The organism is Acidovorax sp. GW823-FHT01C06 (genome assembly GCF_058798375.1).
Map to the genome: position 1 here is coordinate 127125 of NZ_JBXAKN010000010.1, position 21315 is coordinate 148439.

At 58.0% G+C, this 21315-nt stretch carries 15 protein-coding genes and 1 pseudogene; 11 read left to right on the top strand and 5 right to left on the bottom strand.

The window, feature by feature from the left end; genetic code table 11:
• Nucleotides 1–82 precede the first annotated feature (82 nt).
• Nucleotides 83–1870: a hypothetical protein gene (locus tag AC1RCS_RS19635; RefSeq protein WP_492245579.1), complete on the top strand. Its 1788-nt coding sequence runs from the start codon at nt 83–85 to the stop codon at nt 1868–1870.
• Nucleotides 1854–5471 carry an AAA family ATPase gene (locus AC1RCS_RS19640; protein ID WP_492245578.1) on the top strand — a complete coding sequence of 1206 codons (3618 nt, stop codon included), beginning with the start codon at nt 1854–1856 and terminating at the stop codon, nt 5469–5471. Before AC1RCS_RS19635 ends, AC1RCS_RS19640 begins: the two co-directional genes overlap by 17 nt.
• 325 nt (nt 5472–5796) lie before the next feature.
• Here the strand turns inward: AC1RCS_RS19640 and AC1RCS_RS19645 are convergent, their stop codons facing one another.
• Together AC1RCS_RS19645 and AC1RCS_RS19650 are read right to left on the bottom strand one after the other, a co-directional pair.
• On the bottom strand, nt 5797–6378 hold the full coding sequence (locus AC1RCS_RS19645) for an HAD domain-containing protein (RefSeq protein ID WP_492245577.1): 582 nt from the start codon (nt 6376–6378) through the stop codon (nt 5797–5799).
• Nucleotides 6379–6393: 15 nt separating this feature from the next.
• Complete coding sequence (locus AC1RCS_RS19650; protein WP_492245576.1) at nt 6394–6954, bottom strand: hypothetical protein; 561 nt, start codon at nt 6952–6954, stop codon at nt 6394–6396.
• 36 nt (nt 6955–6990) lie between these two features.
• Here AC1RCS_RS19650 and AC1RCS_RS19655 point away from each other — a divergent pair, with 36 nt between their 5' ends.
• From AC1RCS_RS19655 to AC1RCS_RS19695, 9 genes are all read left to right on the top strand, one after another.
• Nucleotides 6991–7305: a helix-turn-helix domain-containing protein gene (locus AC1RCS_RS19655; RefSeq protein WP_372588199.1), complete on the top strand. Its 315-nt coding sequence runs from the start codon at nt 6991–6993 to the stop codon at nt 7303–7305.
• A gap of 338 nt (nt 7306–7643) precedes the next feature.
• On the top strand, nt 7644–8819 hold the full coding sequence (locus AC1RCS_RS19660; RefSeq protein WP_492245575.1) for an ABC-three component system protein: 1176 nt from the start codon (nt 7644–7646) through the stop codon (nt 8817–8819).
• On the top strand, nt 8816–9325 hold the full coding sequence (locus AC1RCS_RS19665; protein ID WP_492245574.1) for a three component ABC system middle component: 510 nt from the start codon (nt 8816–8818) through the stop codon (nt 9323–9325). Before AC1RCS_RS19660 ends, AC1RCS_RS19665 begins: the two co-directional genes overlap by 4 nt.
• Nucleotides 9325–11292 (top strand): DUF3732 domain-containing protein, encoded by a 1968-nt coding sequence (locus AC1RCS_RS19670; protein WP_492245573.1) that lies wholly within the window; start codon nt 9325–9327, stop codon nt 11290–11292. Before AC1RCS_RS19665 ends, AC1RCS_RS19670 begins: the two co-directional genes overlap by 1 nt.
• Before the next feature lie 253 nt (nt 11293–11545).
• Nucleotides 11546–13003, top strand: coding sequence for an AAA family ATPase (locus AC1RCS_RS19675; RefSeq protein ID WP_492245572.1), 1458 nt, complete (start codon nt 11546–11548; stop codon nt 13001–13003).
• Nucleotides 13004–13014: 11 nt separating this feature from the next.
• The gene (locus AC1RCS_RS19680; protein ID WP_492245571.1) at nt 13015–13863 is read left to right on the top strand and encodes an HNH endonuclease; all 849 of its coding nucleotides are present in this window, start codon (nt 13015–13017) and stop codon (nt 13861–13863) included.
• A gap of 241 nt (nt 13864–14104) precedes the next feature.
• Nucleotides 14105–15124: a restriction endonuclease gene (locus AC1RCS_RS19685; protein ID WP_492245570.1), complete on the top strand. Its 1020-nt coding sequence runs from the start codon at nt 14105–14107 to the stop codon at nt 15122–15124.
• Nucleotides 15125–15730: 606 nt separating this feature from the next.
• On the top strand, nt 15731–17569 hold the full coding sequence (locus AC1RCS_RS19690; RefSeq protein ID WP_492245569.1) for a hypothetical protein: 1839 nt from the start codon (nt 15731–15733) through the stop codon (nt 17567–17569).
• Nucleotides 17566–19143, top strand: a complete 1578-nt coding sequence (locus AC1RCS_RS19695; RefSeq protein WP_492245568.1) for an argonaute/piwi family protein — start codon at nt 17566–17568, stop codon at nt 19141–19143. The genes AC1RCS_RS19690 and AC1RCS_RS19695 overlap by 4 nt, the downstream gene beginning before the upstream one ends.
• A gap of 111 nt (nt 19144–19254) precedes the next feature.
• Here AC1RCS_RS19695 and AC1RCS_RS19700 read toward each other — a convergent pair whose 3' ends face one another.
• The 3 genes and pseudogenes from AC1RCS_RS19700 to AC1RCS_RS19710 form a co-directional block, all read right to left on the bottom strand.
• The gene (locus tag AC1RCS_RS19700; RefSeq protein ID WP_492245567.1) at nt 19255–19836 is read right to left on the bottom strand and encodes an alpha-ketoglutarate-dependent dioxygenase AlkB; all 582 of its coding nucleotides are present in this window, start codon (nt 19834–19836) and stop codon (nt 19255–19257) included.
• Between the two features lie 161 nt (nt 19837–19997).
• Nucleotides 19998–20333: pseudogene (locus AC1RCS_RS19705) on the bottom strand (PA0069 family radical SAM protein); the annotation flags it as partial.
• 58 nt (nt 20334–20391) lie between these two features.
• On the bottom strand, nt 20392–21291 hold the full coding sequence (locus tag AC1RCS_RS19710) for a LysR family transcriptional regulator (RefSeq protein ID WP_218340667.1): 900 nt from the start codon (nt 21289–21291) through the stop codon (nt 20392–20394).
• Nucleotides 21292–21315 lie beyond the last annotated feature (24 nt).

Here is a 21315-nt window from a genome sequence, read left to right on the forward strand (position 1 = left end):
AGGTTACAGCGGCGCCTCGTGTTAGCCGACGCCTATTACAAAACGTGCCAGAATTGTAAGAAAAAATGAGCAGGAGAGAGGAATGGTTCCAGTCCGCGAAGTAGACCTTGGGCAGTTCGGGGTACAACTTCCCCTCTACGGCGTCGGCATGGTCGTCGCACAGCCCTACGTCGAGTTAACGGGGAATGAGCCGTTCACGTGGCTGCCGGCTCAGCGAGCACGTGCGCTCGAGTGTGTGGACACGACGCTCGCTGTTTCCCTCAGCAAAGCCCATCGCGCCGAAAAGACGCACTTCACCGTTTTTCCGGAACTGTCGATACCGGGAATCGAAGGCGTCGCGCGCATCCGAGCCGCGATGCAGCAGGACGACTGGCCGGCAGGGACTATCGTCATTGGCGGAGTCGAAGGTCTGACGAAGGACCAGTACGCTGCATTGCTGGCACAGCCCAATACGAACCATGATGCAGAGGTAAACGGGCCTAACTCCGTTCCCGTTGGTCAGTGGGTCAACAGCAGCATGACCTGGGTTAAAGCCGTAGATGGCCAGGTTCACTGCTGGGTCCAACCGAAGTTGGTTCCAGCCTGGGTTGAGCTCAACCGCGACGACCAAGCGATGTTCCGAGGGCGCTCAATCTATGTTTTCAAGGGCACCTATGCGGGTACGAACCTGCCGTTCCGCTTCGCGACCCTTCTTTGCTTCGACTGGATTGGCACCACCGAAGCCCAGCGTGTATGGGCATGGCTACTCCAGGGCATCAATGACACCGCAGCAGCCATTCAAGCGACCTATCCCCTGACGTGGTTGTTCGTGGCCCAATTCAATCCCCAGCCGTCCCACGGTTCCTTCATGGGGGAGATTCCAAACTTTTACGATGGAACGACCTTCCTCAATGTTTCCCGTGACGACACGTGCCTTGTGATGGCAAATGTCGCGGGAGCGAAGGCCCCGGGCAAGACATCAGAGTACGGGTGCTCCGCCGTCATCAACACCTCGAAGTTCTCAAAGCCGGCCTGCATGCCCACATACAACAATGGCGGTGGGAGCTATCGAGGAGGCCATACCCTTGACAACTTCCGCGATGCAGTCTTCCGCGAGCGCGGCGCCTGCGTACACTCCTTCCTCGTCGTCAACCCGCGCTCGCTGGTGACAGGCAACGCAGGAAAAGACATCGCCGTCCACGAGGCAACGGTCCACTCTTTCGGACCGCCGGCAGACCCTCGAGCCCCTGCTGCAGCTGTGCAGGCAGTCGTCAAGTGGATGAACGATGACTTGGATGACCCCGGCAAATCCTTGGCGGTCCGCTACGCACAGGCCAGCCTAGCAAACATCTGTTCGACCGCTCACAACCAAGTTGTGTCTTCTCTTCGACCAATGCCTGCGTCGGCACTCACGGACTTGGTCGTGGCGTCGGCTGCAGGCATGCAGCCATCTAGCCCGGATACCTGGACTGACAAAGAGTCGTCGGCGGTCGAGCATGTAATCCACACGTTCTCAATTCTTGGGGCAGCCAAGTACGTCTGCCAGTTTCACGGTCAAGGCTCGCAAGCTTCCGTCACCAAGGGTGACCGTACCTTCGAGGCGATTGCGATACGCGGCGAGACCCACGAGGCGTGCGCAGGTCATATCAAGGAGCGTGCCACACAGCGCCGCGGAACGCTCGTCGTGGTTTCGAGGGACGCTGACAACCTTGCCTGGGACCCGGTTCTGGGAAGCATCTTGAACAAGGGGAAAGCGGAGTCCGAGAGCTATAAGTTCACCGACCCGGGCAGCGCGGTCATCCAGGTTGGCTACCGCACTTTCATCGAAGCATATCTGTCCGCCGCAGAAGGCACAGAGCTAGAAAAGGCACTCCATGACGCTATCGGCTGAGCTCATTGCCTTACCGGCCGCTTTAAAAGCGGCATTAGGCGATGCGATAAACAACGCGGACCTGAGCGAAGTGCAACTCGTCATAGACCGCCCTCCACTCGTCTTGATGCAGCGTGCGCACGCTCTCGAGGCGTTTGCGTTTGGCGGTGAAGCTGACTACACGCTGCTGTACACGGCGTTCAAGAAGCATTTCATGGCGCAAGGCGCGTCCTGGGCAACAAAGGACGTGTCCTTTATCTACTGCGTGCCAAGTGGAATGCCGGCAACTGAAGAGTTCTGCTCGAAGATTGAAGTCGACGTCTACTTCTGCCGCAAGTTCGTTGTCCAGCTGCATCCAGACATCGCTGGCAGCCTGACTCGTCTGCCCTTCCTCCCCCTGGAGCGCATTCAGGGCGCGTCCATCCGCCCACCTTCGGCACAGGCGTTGCTGCGCAGCCGGAATGTAAAAGCTGAGATAGCAAGTCGTTTGGTAGTGCCCGGCACGGGGGCACAGACTCTCTTTCAGGCGTGCCTAGATGAGAAACACGGTCCGCCCTCGGTGCTGACCACCGGTTCGGTCGATGCCGTTCAGGCAGTCCAGGAAGAGCCGCGGAGCCAGTCCGTTCTTCGCTCTATAACAATCCAGAACTTCCGCGCTTACCGAGCCCCGAAAGAGTTCCCTCTGGGCTCTGCAGTCACCGTGCTCTACGGTCCGAACGGTTTCGGCAAGACCTCATTTTTTGATGCTGTCGACTTCGTGGTGACTGGGGGCGTGCATCGTTTTCCCAAAGGTGTACCAGCGTTCACAAAAGCCGCAAAAAACCTAGACTGCGGCGACGAACCTACGACCGTCTCGCTAACCTTTGAGCGCGATGGGAAGACGCACAAGATTGTTCGCGACCTTGCGGAGCCGAACAAGGCCACGCTTGACGGTCAGCCCAAGGAGCGCAAAGACATTCTGGCCCTACTGACGGGCGGCGAGCTCTCTGCCAACGACCGCGTCGAAAACTTGGTCAACCTTTTTCGCGCCACTCACCTGTTCAGTCAAGATAGGCAAGTGTTGACGGAAGAAATTGCCGAGACTTGTCAGCTACCAGCGGACATCGTCTCCCGGATGCTTGCGTTCGATGACTACGTTATAGGTCTGAATAAGTCCAAGGAAGTTCTGGACCTTGCGAAAAAACATGTGGATGCCGCCGAAATGCAGCTTCGGGGTGCCCGGGAGAAAGCTGCCGCCGACCAAGCCGAATTGGACAGGCTCCAAGGTCTTCAGAGTGCTGGTGGTTCTTCGGAGACTCTTGACGCTCGCGCGCGAGCTCTGGAGCAGGACATCGAGGACGCAGGGTTCAGCCTGGCTGAGATGGGGGCGGGGCGGGACATGCGCAGTCTTCGCGCGTTTCTTCAAGGCAAGCGCGCAGAGGCAGCGTCCGGCAAGCCAACATTGGAAAAATGCCTAGAGTCATTGGCAGAACTGAGAAGCGTACAAGCTGAGCTGGCGACGCAGTCCGCGCCGCTTTCAGACTATGTCGCAGCTTTGTCCGCTGCCGAGGCCGCCTTTAGAGAACATGAGTTTCAGAGTCAGGACTCAGAGAGCAGCCTTGCGCGCTTGCGGGCTACGGAGGCAGAAGAAAAGGCGACCCGTGATGCCGCCGCTTGGACAGTCGAAGCTCATCCTCAGTTTGTGCGCCTATCGGCCGAGTTAGCTGCTTTGAAAGAGAAGTTAGATGAAGCGGCGCTCGCGCGCCAGACGCATCGCACGCTTCAGTCTGACGCAGCAGCCTTCGTGGCTGGTGCGAGCAACTCATTAATTCAGGTCGATGCCCATTATCGCTCGGCTGCTGAACGCGTTGCCAAGGTCCAGACGGTGCGGGATCAAGTCGAACGCGGCCAAACGCTTCCGACGCTGGCAACAGAAGCCCAGGAAACCGAAGATCGCTTAGCTGTCGTCACCCTTGAACTGAACGAGAAACTGGGCAGAGTGCGGCAAGCTGTCGCCGACCAGAACCTTGTTGTTGAGAGAGCCCGGCGTGAATTTTCCGCCGCACGTAAGAACGCTTCAGAAATTCAGGAGCAGGTAGCGTCGCTTCGGTCGCACGTGTCCGATGGAACTTGTCTGTTTTGTGGGCATGACCACGGCACGCAGGAAGAGTTGTTGCGTGCTATCGAACGTCGTCTCGGCCAGAACGAGGCGCTCCTTCAGGTTTCAGAGCAATGGACGCAAGAGTCGACCAAACTGGAAAGGCTCGAGGAATCGCAACGGCGCATTGAGGAGGATCTGCAGCAGATTGACCGCGAGAAGACGCACGCCGCCAGCGTGCGCGCGGCTCTACTGCGCGAGCGGGCTGCCTTCGATGCGGCCCTAGCGACGGTTGGATTGAATTTTTCAGATGATTTATCTGCTCAGCTTGACGTATTGCTGGCTCAAGCGAACGGCGCCCGTGAACAGGTCAGCGCTCAGCTAGAGGTCGCCCGGCAAGCGAAGAAGGACGCAGAAGACAGGGTCCAGACTCGTGCAGACGCTGAGCGTTCGGCAGCTGCATTGGTGGATGCCCTCTCAGGACATCTTGCCGCGAGCCAGCAGAATTTGGATGCGCTGGTCAGCGACCAACGTCGAGGAGCCTTCGATATGGCTGCTGACCTTCCATTGCTCGAACAGGCCCTCACGGAAGCAGGTCGTCGCCAGGCCGATGCCGCCGCGGCCGTCCAGGCGGCGACCAACCTTTTGGATGCTAGACGCGCGGAACTCGCCGCATCTCACGCGCGGCTGCAGGCTGCTAGAACTGCCTATCAAAGTGCTGCGCGCCACATCGGTGCGCTAGAGGGCCGCGTTCAAGCGTTGACTGCGTCGCTGACCGCCGCTGGGTTCTCGGCTGAGGTAACTACCGAGGAAATACTGGCTGTGATTGCATCGACCGGGGCAAGACAGGGCGCAGCGGAAGTGCTGGCGACCAGAGTGGCCGAATTGGAAATCGCACTCGATGCTGCGGCTACGTCTGCTGCCTTTGCCAGCATCAGCAATCGGTTGCTTGAACACAAGAACATGGCTGAAGAGAACGAAGCGAAGATTGCGAAGATTGCTCCGTGGGTGAAGTATTTCGAGGGTATCAACAAGCTTCTCGGCACGCAGCAGGCTGCGGCCACAGAGCATTTCACGCAGGAGTATGGCCCTCGAACAGCGGTTATCCAGCGGAGGCTCCGGCCGGTCTACGGCTTCGGCGACATTGAGGTTGCAAGCAAGGGGTCGTCCATTGCGGTGCAGGTGAAAAAGAACGACGAGAGCCTTCGACCGACTGACTATTTCAGCCAGTCGCAAGTTCAGACTCTTGTGCTCGGGCTGTTCCTTACGGCCTGTAGCTCGCAGACTTGGTCGGGCTTCTCCTCCGTCATGATGGACGACCCGGTGACGCACTTCGACGACCTCAACACCTACGCCCTTCTGGACCTAATCTCAGGCTTGCAGAATTCACCGGAAGGCAGCAAACAGTTCGTGATTTCCACCTGCGACGAAAAGCTGCTTCAACTGGCTCGCCAAAAGTTTCGGCATCTTGGCGATGCAGCGAAGTTTTACAGTTTTTCAGCCATTGGCTCGCACGGTCCCAAGGTCGCGGAGATTCCTGGCTGAATACGCAACGTTCACATCAATGGTGCTGATCTCAATCACACTTGTGCGAGTGCTGGACGCCAATAAGTGATATCCCACACTTGTTGACAACAAAGGTATGACTGTCTGCTATGCCCAGACAGAAGTAGGGCTTAATCGGTGTCCGCTTCCGGACCGTTAGCTAACGTTCATATCGATCACGTCGAAGGATAGCTACCGCTGCAATGCCGACATGGTTCTACGAAGCTTGGATGACCGCAATGGGTCGCATGCTGCAACCGGACAGATAAAGCATGGCGAGTAGCCCCGCGCGGGATGGAGGTCAACGGCGGCCACTCCCCGCTGCTCAACAAGCATGAGCCCCTCGCAACTGTTCGGTCAAGGCTGCCAGCTTCTCGTCTAGCTTACGACGGACGGCCTCGCACGATATTCCTTGCTGGCCATCGCATGCAATAAGGTTCTCCTGGGCATCAGGCGGCCATCCGTCTGTATCGTCATCAAGGGCAATCCAAGCCCTTGGCATACGACGCTCGACATCCGTAACGATCTGCTCACCCCGAGTCATTGATTTGAACGCCGAGATGGCCCAAGGATCGGCGCCGTGGACGCGCTTGTGGAAGGTCCCCCCAACAAAGCGTTGACGCAGTCCCTCCGGAAACCACTTGAGAGTTTTACCGTAGCCTGGTTTGATGCACCATGAACTGCTCAACACAAGCGCCACGCTCGGAAACGGCTTAAGCGCCACCTCTAAATATTCAACCCACTCAAACAAAATGCGCCCGGGCGCTTCTCTTGGAGACATGAAGATACCGCGCCGGTGATGCCACATCACGGCTTCATGGTGCAACACTCCATCAATATCGAGGTAAAGCGCAATGTCGGGTGGAGTACGGCCACGATGGCATCTCGGCGTCGAGTTGAGACTCATGTCAAGGCAGCTGCACTAGCGAGCTGAAGGCTGGCAATGATGTTGCTCGGTTAGATGAACGATCAGCGCTCTCAGAACGGCCTCAAGGTAGTTCGAACCAGACGCAACCGTTGAACCAATCTCACATATAGCGCGCCCTCCGCTAACCCGCAGGGTCGCGCCTAACTGCTGCGCCATGTCAAGAGGCACTTCCGCATCGATCCGGTTGAACGACCCAAGCCTTGCGGAATGTTGCGTCCCAAAAATCACAATGCTGTTCTCATCCTCGGCATACAAGGCAAAGGGCCCGTGCTCTGTCCCGATCACTTCAAATCCTGCAGCCCTGGCGAACAGGTACTCGAGTTGCACTCCTGTGAGCGCGGCCTGCTGCAGGGGCATCGCCCTATTGACGTTTGCATATACAGACATAAGAAAATTGCTCCTTCGCCTAGCACAGGAATGCAGGTGTTTGGGGGCTTGCAAACCTACTGCCAACGGGTCGCAGAAGCCATCGAGCAGGGCTAAACCCCAAGAATGCATATTATAAAGTGCATTTTTTGATATGCCACCAATAGATGGTTTATTCGATATGGCCATCCAGATGAGACTGTCACCATTTCATGATTGCTTGAGATGGATGCTGTTGAGGTTTGGAAGGTTGGGCTTGGACTTGTCGTACGAGGCCGCCGCCAACAGCGGGCGTTGTCCCAAGAAGCATTCGCGCACGATGTGGGACTCACCCGCAACGCAATTCAGAAGCTGGAGCGCGGGGGCACCAACCTTAGTTTCGAGAGCCTGCTGAAGGTAGCAACTGCCCTTGAGGTTGGCCCAGCCGACCTTCTGAGGGAGGTTGAAATGTTGGTGTCTGACCAATCGTTGTTCGAGAAGGCCCTCTTGGAGTTGGAGGACCAACGCAAGAAGGGCAGGCCACTCAAAGTTGGTCTCTAGCCATTGCACCGCTCCTGACGCGAAGTGCCTGCAACCCCAAAATGGGTGTCGGCGTTTGAAATCGCCACTCGCGCGGCAACCATTAAGCGTACGGGAGCCACGGGACCAAGAACTTCAGGTCGCGTGATGCGACCAATAACGTTCTCCCCTCAATCTTCCAATCTTGACCCGTTGAATTCATCAACTAATGGGATGGCCGACTAATACGCTATCCTCGCAACTAAATGTAATGGCGCCACCTTGTTCGATAGCTGGTAGCGTCAATCAAGGGGGGGCAACATGACGTTTGGGATTCGTACTGCAGGCTCGCCGCCGCGGTCATTTGTCAGGCCGGTCTTATGAGCGCGGTGTCAGCCGTGCTGGTGAAGCATGCAGCAGCCGGCCCTTATCTTGGGTTCTCGTTGCAGCAGGTCAGATTCTGCTACTACCTCCTGAGTAGTCCGAGCGACGCAAGCGTATCGCTCGAGTACCTGGATGATGTTGCTGTCCACTATGCTGACGACACGTTGCTGCTGGAGCAATGCAAGAGTGCTCTGTCGCACAACCCAATTTCCGATTGGTCAAATGACCTCTGGAAAACAGTCGAGAATTGGCTGACCATGGTGGAGACACAGAGCGTAAATGGGGCGAAAGCCTTTTTCCAGCTCTACGTAACACCTCCCAAGGCCGGCAAGCTGAGCGCGGCGATGCACGCAGCGAAAGACGCGAAGGACGTTGATGCGCTTGTCAAACAGGTAAGAGACAAGCTGAAAAAGCGGGCCAACCCTCCTGAATGCATAGCGCACGTTCAGAGGTTTCTTGATACGACCGATGCACTTCGATTAACCATCGTTGGGAAGACTTCGATTATTGCCACCGATGTGGACCCCTTGGAGCCACTTCGTGAGCGGCTTAGGCCCACGGTCCCAGAAGAGTCGCTCGACGTGATATGCACCTCCGCAATTGGTCAGGCGAAGGAAGCGGCCGACAAGTGCATTCGCAGAAAGGTTCCTGCTTTACTAAGTGTCGCGGAGTTCCGAAAGAATTTCCACGCCTTCGTCAGGCAGAACAACATGGCCGGCTACCTGCCGGCCTTCACTTCCGCTCCGTCCACAGATGTCGCCAAGGCGTTATTGGCAGGCCGTCCAGTATTCCAGCGACAACTACAGTTGATTGAGGCGACCGAAGCACAGCAGCTTCGCGCGGCAAGTGACCTCCTGCGCACGTCCGGCGAAAAAGTGAAATGGGCAGATCAAGGTCTCGTCTTCGACAGCACATTCAAGGACTGGGAAGACTCGTTGCTGCGCAAGCATGACGCGGCGCAGACAGAGGTTCAATACACACACTCCAAGGAAGCTCAGGCCGTTCAAGGTCGGATCATCTACAGTCGCTGCGCAGCGATGGATGTGCCTCTTGACAGTCGTGCTGTGCCTGGATTTTTCACCCATGGCGCCTTCAACGACTTGGCTGACAGTCGAAGGCTGGGCTGGCACCCCGATCACGAGACTCTTCTGAATGAGGAGGACAAGAAGTGACGGACGGCGCTCATGTAGTGCGCCTTGGAGAGGCTGCAATAGTTCAGAACGAGGCGCTGGGCGCTTATGCCATCTGGCGGTTCTGTCTCGGATTCCAGGAGCGTGATGGGCAGGCTGTGACCTTACCTCTTACGTTCTTGCTCTTGCCGCTAGTCTTTCACGCACCAACCCTGTCCACTGTGCTGGGCACGCAAAAGGCCTCAGGCTTGCATCTCTTCGCAGGCAAGCTCGGCGAGCATCGCGAGGATTTGCTGGCCGTTCATGGCCGTGCCTTAGGGCTCCGCCAACTGACACTGTCGTCGCTCATGGTAGCCGAGCAATCGCAGCTGATTCGCATAGAACCGAGTGCCGCAACCGTCCGGGCATTCAGCGCTCATCACGAACTGCAGGCTCCGACGCTCCCTGAGCGAATCCGACGAATTGCACCGGCTTGCGAAAAGATCGGGTACTGGTTTGCCGGCCTGTCTGACCAACAGGTCGCCCATACACTGAAGATAGGGTTCTGATGCACTTCCAACTGTTGAAAGTCATTTTGTGGCCGCGGGCAGGCGGTGAGCCTAGGATCGTCGAGTTTGAGCCGAACATGGTGAACGTCATCAGCGGCGCCTCAAAAACGGGGAAATCTTCTGTCATCCCCATCATTGATTACTGCCTCGGCTCTGAAAAGTGTGCGATCCCGGTGGGCGTTATTCGGGAGGCATGTTCTTGGTTTGGCGTATTGGTTGACACGCTTGAGGGGCAGAAGCTGCTCGCCCGTCGGGAGCCAGGAGGGCTGAAAGCTTCCCACGAGATGCTGCTCTTGGAAGGCCCCGTCGTTGAGGTCCCTTCCACCATCCCGGAAAAGAACCAGAACGTCGCTTATGTGAAGGCTGTACTGGACAGGCTCTCGGGTCTGTCGAATCTGCAGTTCGAGCCAGGAACAGATGAGAGGTTTAAGTCGCGCGTGAGCTTCCGCGATTTAATGGCCTTCTTGTTTCAGCCACAGAACATAGTGGCCAACCCAGACGTTCTCTTTTTCAAGGCAGACACGACTGAGCATCGAGAGAAGCTGAAAACCATCTTCCCTTACGTGCTGGGCGCGGTTAGTCCGGAGTTGCTTCAGGCAAGGCATGACCTTGACCGGCTGTCACGCCTCCTCCGACGCAAGGAGGGCGAATTGAAGGCCCGTCGGGAAACAGGTGCGGCGTGGGAGCGAGAGGGATTCGCATGGGCTCGTCTCGCGATTGAGTATGGGCTTCTGCCGGCCCACACCGAGGTACCCGACGACTGGCCGTCGACCGTCGACCTGCTGCGTAAGGCGCTTAGCAGCGACACACGGTCCGCAACGCCTACGTTGGCGGCGATGGATGTCATCATGCGCAGACTCACTGAGCTGCGCGCAGTCGAGTCGAAGCTGACGATGGAACTCAACCAGTCGCGTCAACGACTTCATGAGCTACGGCGTCTCGACGAAAGCAGTGACGAGTACCGTGATGGTCTTCGCATTCAGCGTGACCGCTTGGGCTTGTCAGCTTGGATTCGAGACCTTGCGTCGGAGCACCCTGCTGCGGTTTTTGAGCCGAGTGAGGCAGGCCGTGCGCGCGTTGACCAACTGTGCCAAGCACTTGAAGGTATTGAATTGCGTCTGCGGTCGTACCCAGGAGTTGCAGAGTCGCTTGGGAAAGAGACGCAGCGTCAGCGTCAGGCTGTTGATACCGTGCTTAGCGGCCTGTCCGCAGTACGGACGGAGATTCGCAGCCTTGAGGGGCAGTCCGATGAAGCACGGAGAGTCACCACCCGAGGCGAGGAAGTTTCCCGGTTCCTGGGTCGACTGCAGGAAGCACTTAGGCTGTACGAAGCTGCCGACACGTCCTCGGAGTTAAACCAAGAAGTTTTGATGCTGCGGGAAGAGGTCAATAGGCTCGCCAAACTTGTGTCAGAGCATGAGATTGGGCGAAAGCTGGAGAACGCACTCAATACCATTCAGGACATCTCTGGAAGGTTGATTCCACAACTTGACGGTGAGTGGCCTGATGCGCCCATTCGACTTGTCATCCAAGACCTCACCGTAAGAGTTATCCGAGAAACGCGAGACGACTTCCTTTGGGAGATTGGCAGCGGGGCAAATTGGCTTGCCTATCACGTTGCCCTTAGTCTGGCCCTTCAGGGGTACTTCTTGCGATTGCCTCAGCACCCGGTTCCCGCACTCCTGATCTACGACCAGCCGAGCCAGGTCTACTTTCCTGCTCGTCGCGCTAGATCGGAATCAGAGGAGGAGCTCGACCCGCCTTGGGAGAATGAAGACGTCGTTGCGGTCAGAAAGGTCTTCGCACTGTTCGACCACATCATCATGAAGACTAGTGGGCGTCTCCAAATCATTGTCCTCGACCACGCGAACGAAGAAGTGTGGGGAGGGCTAAAGAACGTTCATCTCGTCGAAGAATGGCGTGGCAAGGGCCTAGTGCCCGATTCGTGGGTCAAGGCAACCCAGTAGCTTTTTTCTTACGTTGCAAGTGCTAATGTCTGTTGTTGACGCCACCAGTTGCACAGAGCAATGGCGGTTAATCTGACCGCCTGTGCCGGTCGTCGCTGACCAGTCATGTAGTGCCCATTCTTTCGCTCGACCCAGGCTCCACATGTTCACAGTCATTGACTCTGTCGGAAGTATCCCGTCCGGAACTCGATCTCACGTCTACCTGATCGTGGACTACTGGGACGACTGGTTCAAGTTCCGGACCATGTACACCATGTTCATCTACGACGACAACGGTTCACGGCACCGTATTGGATCAGTGAAGATTGGTTATGCCGGGCTTCTACCAGCGCAGGCGGCTCAAGGGCTTCCGCAAGGAACACGCGTGCCGCCATTGCCAACTACGTTTAGTGAACTCGACCCTACCCTCTTCTTCTCGCTTGGACAGGACGAGGACTACTACTCGGTACTACGCAGCCTTCCCGCACACATCTGCGAATACGTCCTTGTGAAACTATGCGACTGTGCATACAACCTAACCATCTTCGACTTCCATTCCCACCAGATGGTCATGCAGGAATCCCTGCTTCGGTCAGTCAGGGAGGGCAACGTGAGAAATCGTCTGCACAGGCTTGCACATGGAAACGCTGAGCTCACGCGATTCCAGTTTTGCTACACGCTGCCGGCACCGCCATTAGAAGCGGGTGTACCTGTGCCGCCAGCGCCGCCAACCCTGACGTTCCACGTTGAACCCAATTCGCATCCACCTACGAACGTACACGTACTGGTGGGCCGTAACGGTGCCGGAAAGACGCGGTGTATTCAGACATTAATCAACGCTGTACTAGATCGGCCTAGCGAATCTTCGCCGCCCGGCATCCTTGAACGCCTGGGTGCCAACCACGATGAGTGGGATTTCGCGGGATTGATTTCGGTGTCGTTCAGCGCCTTCGACGAATTCGAGGCGCCTCCGAACGCTGCGAACCTGAAGCTCCGCGCCGGCTTCGTCGGCCTGAGAGGAAGCGAGATGGTTGACGGCCAACTCCGGGATGCTCTTAAAACGAAGGATGACCTAGCACAGGACTTCGTCAACAGCTTTACATTGTGCCGGGAAGAACCTCGGAGAACGCGATGGCTCAATGCCGTCCGCACGCTCTCCGCAGATCCACTCTTCGCGGAAGTTGAGGTCGAGCGTTTTCTTCAAATTGAAGGAAACGCATGGCAGGGAACCGTGGCACATGCTTTCAAAAAGCTCAGCTCGGGGCATTCAATTGTCCTGCTGACTACCACCCGTTTGGTGGAACTCGTCGATGAAAGGACCCTCGTCGTACTTGACGAGCCGGAAGGACATTTGCACCCGCCGCTGCTTGCCGCATTTGTACGAGCTGTCTCTGACCTCCTCGTATCTAGAAACGGCGTGGCCCTGATTTCTACGCACTCGCCAGTTGTACTTCAAGAGGTCCCTATGAGCTGCGTCTGGATGCTTCGTCGCACCCGGACAGTCGCTGCAGTTGAGCGCCCTAGCATGGAGACATTTGGCGAAAGCGCTGGCGTCCTGACACGGGAGGTCTTCGGGCTCGAAGTTTCGAACTCTGGATTTCATCAAATGGTGGCATCTGTGGCCAAAGAGCCGGGCCGACGATTTGAAGAGCTTGAGGCTCGATTTGCTGGCCAGCTTGGCTCAGAGGCAAAGGTTCTAGCCCGAAGCCTCATTGCGCAACGGCCCAATTGAAGAGGCGGGTCATGAAGCGCTTGCCACTCCCCGCTTTTGAGGTAAAGGATGCCGTTGAGCAATGTGCGGCTGGAATCACAATTCCTGAGCGCTCCCAAGCACTGCTTGCTGCGCTACCCAACTTTCAAGCCGCAGAGGCAACTTATAAAGCATTGGCGCCTAACGGTCAGCTGTTCCAGATTCCAACTCATGACCAAGTTACGCCACTGCTCTCGAGTAGCCTCATGGGAACCATCTATAAGTCCCACTTCGCTCGGGTAGGGTCGCCGTCTCGAGCGCTCTATGAGGCGATACGGTTGTCGCCCCCTTATGGTCTTTGTCCGATGTGCGGGCAGAGAACTGTCGCGAGCGTCGATCACTACCTGCCACAGTCGCTGCATCCAATCTTCAATCTGACCCCTGCGAACCTCGTTCCAGCGTGTTCGGATTGCAACAAGAGCAAACTGGCGAAGTTGGCTCGGAACGCCGAAGAGCAGACTCTTCATCCGTACTTCGATGACCTAGGCAATGAGCGCTGGCTCGTTGTCGACGTCCGAGAAACACAACCTCCATCTATCGCCTATCGCGTGCAACCATCTGCTAACTGGTCGCCAACTTTGGCAGCACGGGTACAGCATCACTTTGATGTGATGGGGCTGGCTGAGCTCTACGCCGCTCAGGCTGCCAGCGAACTCGCGGATATTTCTTTCAGTCTAGGCGAGCTATCGAAATTCGGGGGGGCCGTTGCGGTGCGCACGCATCTGCACGGTGAATACGCAAGCCGGCATGCGCGAGACCCGAATTCATGGAAGACCGCGCTCTATGAAGGATTGTGCGTCTCGAATTGGTTCTGCAATGATGGTCACCTCTTGGTGAGGTGAGGCGGCGGCCGAAGTAAAAATATAGAGTGAAATCAGCTCTTCACAACTCAAGACAGCAATTGCTGCATATCGGAAGTCGGTTGAATGCGCCAGTTCAGCACATGCAAAATAGCAGCTCGGCTTCAGATGCTGATTAACCGCTGTCGCCAAAAGGAAGCTTTAGGGATGACTCCAGCCCAGGCGCTGTATTTGACAGTAGAGTTCCCACACATGGGCGTCGGACCACAGAGGACCATGCGTGATGAACGTGAGGCTTAAAGACTTACTTGTGCCGCCCGAGGGCGCTGATCCGACCTGGTTTCAGCGTCGCGGCCGCAGCTTCGAGCGAGTGCTCAAACAGATGTTCGAGCGCGAGGACATGGCCCCTCGCGCCAGCATGCGCCCCAGCGGTGAAGAAATCGATGGGTCCTTTGCTATGGACAACCGCTTCTTTTTGCTAGAGGCCAAATGGCACAAGCCGCCCATCGCGGCCTCCGCCCTCTACGCCTTCAAGGGAAAGGTCGATGGCAAACTTGTCGGCACCATCGGTGTTTTCTTCTCGATGTCCGACTACAGCGCTGAGGCCGTAGACGCGCTGCTTTACGGCAAGGAACTCAACCTGATCCTTTTTGGTAGCCAGGACCTATTGCTGATTGAAGGCAAGCAAATCTCCATGCGCGAGGCAATTCGGGCGAAGCTGCGTTATGCCGCCGAGTACGGCCAACCTTTCTATGACCTGTCTTCTCATCTCACAGAGCAGGCGCGGCTTGGCGAAGAGGCCTTAATTCCGAAGCCGCAGCGGGAATGGACCATCATCGTTGAAGGCGTGGATGATGTCCGGACTATCCAGGAATTGCTGGCACGCTTCGTGGTCCCGGCCAAAGTCACGGTGTTTCCCGCCGGGGGGCAACTCTCCGTGGCGCCGCTGGCCGAGCATCTGCGAAGCACTGGTAATCCGCATGTGGCAGCCATAGTCACACCGATTCCGGACGCGGATGCGCAGCAGAAACAAATGCAGGAGCTTCAGCGCAGCGGTGCTAACCTCGTAGTCCTGCAACACTCGTTGGAAGACTGGCTGGGCAACTATGTCGGTGTGGACTACTACAACGCGACGATGATGCTTTCGAGCAGTCACGGAAAGATGGCACGTCGGTATGCCCGCAGTGCTGACCTCCACCAATTGCTCACTGGCACTCCGTCCTTTGCCGCGCTGCTGGAACAACTGGAGGCGCGCCCGGAAGAGCCAAGCGAGCGGACACACTATGTTACCGGAGCGCTATAGGTAGTGCATTGACCACCACAGCAACGCTACATATAGTCTCACCCACTGTTGATTCATCCAGCAGCATGCTTAGCAAGTAAAGGAGTTTCGTATGGGTTCCAATACAAAGCAGACGTCCTCTGGCGTAGCGAGCCTCGCTGGCAAAACGCTTCAGAGTGGATCGGCAAGCGGGCTTCAGCGCTCATTGGCCGGGTCGGCCCTACGGCAGTCCGGGTCCAGTGCCCAGACGGGCGCAAAGCTTGAGGGCCGTGCATCGGCCGCACTCGATAACTCGCGTTCCTCAGCGACGACAAAGACGCTGGCCGGGTCGGTCGTGTCTCAGTCGAACCGCGGTCGTTAACCCATGAGGTGGATGTTGCGGGCGCCGCGCTGTGAAGCGCCGCGCCCGTGTTTGTTTAGGGTCTGCGTGAAAGCGAGTGCCGCCCTGGCCCTTTGTAGTTCTCATCGTTACGGCACTCGTGGTAACCGAAACGCAAGTCGACTCGAAGACCCCCAGTGTCAGCCATATGCCCCGGAGTCCTCACCTGAATGGCGGCTTGAGCACACTACCCTAAGGTAGAAGCTAGTTTTTCTCCAGTCTGTCTTGCCGCACCGTATGCTCAACAAATGTCTGCTGACCGTCTCACTTATTGTCTTGAGCGCGTCTCGTCATACCGAGACTTCGAACGCCTGTGCACCGCGCTCCTCGCAGGTACCGATTACCCAGGAATAGACCCCCTTGGGGGCACCGGAGATGGTGGGCGCGACGCCATCATTCGCGCGGACAGGACCGGACGGAAGATCGTGTTCGCATACACGGTACGTGGGGACTGGAAGGCCAAGCTAAAGCACGACTGTTCACGAGTTCGGGAGCTTCAACACAACCCCCATGTCTTCGTATTCGTATGCACACAGGATCTGAATGCATCCGAGAAGGACGCCGCGTTCAACATGGTGGAGCAAGAGTTCGGGTGGACGTTGGACTTGTTCGACCTTGAGCGACTTCGATCCCTTCTTGCGTCGCCACAGAGGCATCTGGTCGCACAGCACTCAAGCATCTTTGCACCACCGTTCTTCCCACAGTCCGGCGGGGAGTCCCTTGCCGAGAGTCGCGACACCCTCGTCATCGACCACATGGATACTGACCACGCGTTAGCCACGTGGCTTTCGCGGCGACTGACGCTCGCTGGTTTTCGGACCTGGTGCCGCGGTACGGCGCCGCTGGCTGGGGAGAACCCTGATGACAGCGTCCGAAAGTTGATTGAGCTCCGAGCGAAGCAATACTTGCCTATTGCGTCTTCAGCGAGCGTCGCGGATGAACTATTCCTTGAACGCTGCAGCTTGGCTGCATCGAAGGACTCCCTGGTACTCCCGTGCCAAGCATCGGTAGGAGCACACTCACGCCTGCCTTCTAGATTGAGAGGCGTTCTGCCCGCGGACTTCTCATCGTCGTGGAACGATGGCCTTCAGCAAGTCCTGCAGCGTATGGCCACGCTAGGCATCCAACCGGATTTCGAGAGTGAGCAAGGCAAGAGTATTGCCCTGGGTGACTACATGCCGACGAGCGTCACCCTCGCAACGCCTGAACCAGTATTTGCAAACGTGTTCACGTTGCAGCTACCGGAGACGATGCTCATCTATGACCTCAATGTGGCAATGAGTTCGGCTGAACGCGATGCACTGCGAAAGAAGTGGGCGTTCGTCGAAACCAACCCCTACCGCCTACTAGCATTCACACCCCCACCGCCCGACTCAATCCAGACATTCAAGCAGTACCGCACGCCGGAGTTCGTTTGGACCGATTCACCTGAACGGGACGGTAAGAAGACCGAGGACGTTGCGAAGGAGCTTGTTCGCCGCAGCCTCTCGGTAGTTTGCGGAATGAAAGGCCTTGAGTATTGCGACGACCGCGATCTCTACTACTTTCCGAAGCGGGAGCAGCTCGAATGGAATCAGAGAATCCGCCACGTAGACGGCCGAAACACTCGGGTTGCGTTGACCGGTACACGAACGCTAGGCTGGGGAGACCGCGCATCGCCCTTTAACTACCACCTCGCGCCTCTGTTTCAGCCTCACCACGATCTGGATGGAACATGGAGCGTCGTTGTGCGCATTTACGTGCGCCCGACTAACTTGGACGGGAAGGTATACGAGCTAAAGGCCATCGGCAGGCGCCGGAAGGCTGTCACCAAGAGCTGGTGGAACAAGGATTGGCTCTCTCGTCTTTTGGGCGTTGTTCAGGCCCTGGAGACAAGCGTTGGTGAAGTGCGCTATGGCGAGGGCAAGCGTTCGGTGGTTATGAGTAGCGAGCCGCTGCGATGGGAGTGCCCCGTCAGCCTGGATGTTATGGCGCTTTCCGGCATGGTCGACCTCGGCGAAGAAATCGCCGAGTTCAAGTCCCGGGATGGAGAGGAAGGCGACTTTGCGGAATCCAGCGATCCACAATCAGAAAAGCAACCCGCATGAGCAGCAAATTCCATTTCTTCGGTGAGCCTCTCCTGGAATTTGGCCATCAGCAGACAGCGGAAGACCCCCACGATGGCCTCGCATTGTTTGGCCCAGCCGAGACGCGCAGTCAGATGCCCGACAACATCGTCATTGGGACCGATAGAGGGATCGCTGCGTGGAATGCCTGGTGTGAAGCCCTTAACTCCTCCGCTGCTTGTGTCGATCCAGCAAGACATCGGGCATGGCCGCCCTACCCCGGTTTTGACGTTGCTTTTGGGGTCAAGTGGCCGAAGCCAGTTCGCAGCTACTCGGTAGATGGGCAAATGCTCTCGGAAGCTTCGCGCAAGGCAGATAAGCACGACAGAGCTTTCGCCGTATCACGGCTTTACCTTGAGCAAGTCGACAAGGTCAAGAAACTCGACGCCCGTCCTGCGCTTGCAATATGCGTGGTGCCCGATGAGGTCTACGAGAACTGCCGACCGAACTCTTCCGTCGCTTTCAGCAAGCAGAGCGACATCAAGCGTAGCGCCGATGAGGTGGCGTTCCTCCGCCAAGCGATCCTAGACAGGGACTCAGGTCAGCAGTCCATGTTCGACATGGATGAGCCGGAAGTTACTGCAGTGCTGGATTCGATGGACTCCTATGTGGAGTCACGAGGCTACTCTCCAGACTTCCGCAGGCAGCTCAAGGGCCGACTGATGGCCCACGACCTCCCGGTGCAGATCATCAAGGAGTCGACCCTCCATATCACCGCACAGGTTCGCGATGGCGAAAAGGGAACCAACCCTCTCTCCGACCGGCTCTGGAACTTCTCAACGGCCATTTATTACAAGTGCGGAGCCAAGCCTTGGAAGACGCCTTGGGCTCGTGATGGCGTTTGCTATGTCGGCTTGGCCTACAAGCTGGCTGAGAACAAGCGCACGGCGTGTTGTGCTGCGCAGATGTTCCTCGACAGCGGCGACGGCGTGGTGTTCGTTGGTGAATTCGGCCCGTGGTTTTCACCGAAGTCCAATGAGTTCCACTTGCCCCCTGAGAAGGCGGAGGCACTGCTGCGTGGAACTATTGAAACCTACAGACAGCAGGACGGCAGGCCGCTCAAGGAAATTTTCCTGCACACGCACTCCGGCATCACCCTTGAGGAATACAAAGGCTTCCTCCGGGCTGTTCCAGAGGGTGTGAAGCTCATCTCAATCCGCGTGAAGCAGGACCGCGGTGGACAACGCCTGTATCGGTACGACGAACATCCTGATGTGGCTAAGCGTGGTCAGCATCCTGTCCAGCGCGGCGTGTTCTGGCAAAAGACACCTCGTCATGGTTTGCTCTACACCAACGGGTTCAAGCCGCGCATCGCGACCTATGACGGCTTTGAAGTGCCTGTGCCTCTTTCCGTGACCATTCAGTTTGGTGATGGAGACATCGTGCAGGTTGCGAAGGACATCTTGGGATTGACCAAGCTGAACTACAACTCGTGCCAGTTGGGCGAGGGCCGGCCGATCACGATCAAGTATTCGGATCGAGTGGGTGAAATCTTGCTTGCAAATCCCGGCCTGACGCAGGACCAGTGGCGCCACAACTTCAAATACTACGCATAGCTCAGTCTAGCCAACTAGGCGCGGTGGGGAGCGCCCATGGAAGATAGCCCGTCCCCGCCGCGCACAAAATGGGGAAAGCGGCACTTGCCGGATGGTTCGATGCAAATTCAGTCAGCGGCGGCAATCCCGGAATGTTATCGACCAGCGAAGCTCGACCGTTGGCTCAACGCTGTGTTGCCACTTCCAACGGGCATCGCCGGCCATCAGGTAGATTGACCGTGGTGCCACCTGCAGGTTTCGGACCTGCCCGACCAACTCTGGAGCGTAGGGATACGGGCGGAAGCGCAGGGTGGCGTCGCCGCCAAGTGACACGCCGATGATGCGCTCGCAGTCGGGGACATCCCGATGCCATCCCAAGGGCGTGCCGGGCGAATACTCAGCGACCAGTGCATGCACCAGACGGTCTGACGATGTCCGCGCCCAATCGGCCACTCGCTGCTTCAGCCCAGTAAGGCGTTCGTCCAATGGCCGAGCCGGAAGCAGCTTGTTGGCATCGAAGTCGTAGCTACCGCCGAAGCTCACCACGCGACGCCTTGCGAAGTATTCTTTGTAGCGCGCAGCATGCAGTGGCAGAGACTGAATGACATCGATAAGCGCGGCTTCCTCCTGCCGCGTCAGGAATTCGGATTCGTACGCGAGGCCAGGGATCAACGTCACCAACGCATCGTCATCGAACAGTCCGGATTGGCTCATAGGAAGCTCCTCACCTGAGGTTACGGCTCTCGGTCGACAACCGCCCTGGGAGGTGGCTAAGGTCCACCAGCTTCTCAGCGATGAGTTGCGCACCTCGCCCTGGCGCTGCCAACCTGTTCAACCCAAGAGATGTCAAAGGCTAGAGTTCAGAACCCCGCTATAAACACGCAGCCGTGCTCGCACCCCCGGTAGGGATTGACGGACAGCTCGAAAAAAATGTCGGGGGAGTCGTTGGCGCAGATGGCGCTGCGGGCCGTCTCCAGGTGCACCGTGGTGGCGGGGGCGGGCCCGCCGCCGCCGCCATCATCGTCCCCATCCGCCCCTCCCGCGCCCTGCGGGCCGTGGTTCCAGCCATCATCCACCACCTCGCGCACATCGCGGCTGAACCGGTGCGGCATGGCCGTGGCGGCCCCCCGGCCCCGGATGGCCTGCAGGGGGACGCGCACTTCCGCCGGTGCGTCGGGCAGGTCGGAGTCGGTGGCAGGGTTTGGCTTCATGGCTGTATGAATATACAGTTATTTGAAGCGAGGCGCACTGCCCTCCCCCCACCACACCCTACTCGCGGAAGAGCCTTTCGATCACCCCCCGCAGCCACTGGTTGCCCGGATCGCTCTCGAACCGGCGGCTCCAGTGCAGCGACACCGTGAAATCCCGCAGCGGCAAGGGCGGCTCGATGAGGGTGTAGCCCCCATCGGCCGCGAAGGTGCGCGCGATGTTGCGCGGCATCACCACCGCGAGGTCCGTGGCCCGCACGATGGCGGGCAGCACCATGAAGTGCTCGGTGGTCAGGCGCAGGCGGTCTTCGAGCTGCAGCATCTCCAGGATCCGCAGCGTGTCCGAATGCGTGCGCACGGCCACGAACTCCAGCTGCCGCAGGTCCTTGAGCAGGCCGGCCCCGGCGCGCCTTCGCGCGGCAAAGGGGTGGCCGGCGCGCAGGAGCACCACGTAGCGGTCCTGGATGAGCTCCACGCGCTGCGTGTCCTTCACCGTCGGCAGGAAACCAAAGGCGAAGTCGATGCGCCCGCTGTCCAGCCGCTGCGCGATCTCGCTGCGCGGCACGGGCAGCGTCTCCAGCCGCACGCCGGGTGCCTCGCGCCGCAGCGCCACCATCAGGTCCGGCAGAAAGCGGCCTTCGCCGATGTCGCTCATGTGGATGCGGAACACCTTGCGTGAATTCGCCGGGTCGAACAGCGCGGACTCGTTGAGCGCCTCCTCCAGCAGTCCGAGCGCGCCGCGCACCGCATCGGCCAGCCGGTCGGCTTTGGGCGTGGGCTCCACGCCGCCGCCCGCGCGCACGAACAGCGGGTCCTTGATCAGCAGGCGCAGCCGCGTCAGCGCCTGGCTGGCGGCGGGCTGGGTGAGGTCCAGCAGCTCGGCGGCCCGGCTCACGTTGCGCGTGCGATAGACCGCGTCGAACAGCCGCAGCAGATTGAGGTCGATGTCCTTGATATGCATTGGATGAATACCGCTTAGTCGTTT

Bases quoted from the DNA above. Each gene is read 5' to 3' on its own strand.
- AC1RCS_RS19635 (WP_492245579.1), top strand. From the start codon at position 83: ATGGTTCCAGTCCGCGAAGTAGACCTTGGGCAGTTCGGGGTACAACTT.
- AC1RCS_RS19640 (WP_492245578.1), top strand. From the start codon at position 1,854: ATGACGCTATCGGCTGAGCTCATTGCCTTACCGGCCGCTTTAAAAGCG.
- AC1RCS_RS19645 (WP_492245577.1), bottom strand. From the start codon at position 6,378: ATGAGTCTCAACTCGACGCCGAGATGCCATCGTGGCCGTACTCCACCC.
- AC1RCS_RS19650 (WP_492245576.1), bottom strand. From the start codon at position 6,954: ATGGCCATATCGAATAAACCATCTATTGGTGGCATATCAAAAAATGCA.
- AC1RCS_RS19655 (WP_372588199.1), top strand. From the start codon at position 6,991: ATGGATGCTGTTGAGGTTTGGAAGGTTGGGCTTGGACTTGTCGTACGA.
- AC1RCS_RS19660 (WP_492245575.1), top strand. From the start codon at position 7,644: ATGAGCGCGGTGTCAGCCGTGCTGGTGAAGCATGCAGCAGCCGGCCCT.
- AC1RCS_RS19670 (WP_492245573.1), top strand. From the start codon at position 9,325: ATGCACTTCCAACTGTTGAAAGTCATTTTGTGGCCGCGGGCAGGCGGT.
- AC1RCS_RS19675 (WP_492245572.1), top strand. From the start codon at position 11,546: ATGTTCATCTACGACGACAACGGTTCACGGCACCGTATTGGATCAGTG.
- AC1RCS_RS19680 (WP_492245571.1), top strand. From the start codon at position 13,015: ATGAAGCGCTTGCCACTCCCCGCTTTTGAGGTAAAGGATGCCGTTGAG.
- AC1RCS_RS19685 (WP_492245570.1), top strand. From the start codon at position 14,105: ATGAACGTGAGGCTTAAAGACTTACTTGTGCCGCCCGAGGGCGCTGAT.
- AC1RCS_RS19690 (WP_492245569.1), top strand. From the start codon at position 15,731: ATGTCTGCTGACCGTCTCACTTATTGTCTTGAGCGCGTCTCGTCATAC.
- AC1RCS_RS19695 (WP_492245568.1), top strand. From the start codon at position 17,566: ATGAGCAGCAAATTCCATTTCTTCGGTGAGCCTCTCCTGGAATTTGGC.
- AC1RCS_RS19700 (WP_492245567.1), bottom strand. From the start codon at position 19,836: ATGAGCCAATCCGGACTGTTCGATGACGATGCGTTGGTGACGTTGATC.
- AC1RCS_RS19710 (WP_218340667.1), bottom strand. From the start codon at position 21,291: ATGCATATCAAGGACATCGACCTCAATCTGCTGCGGCTGTTCGACGCG.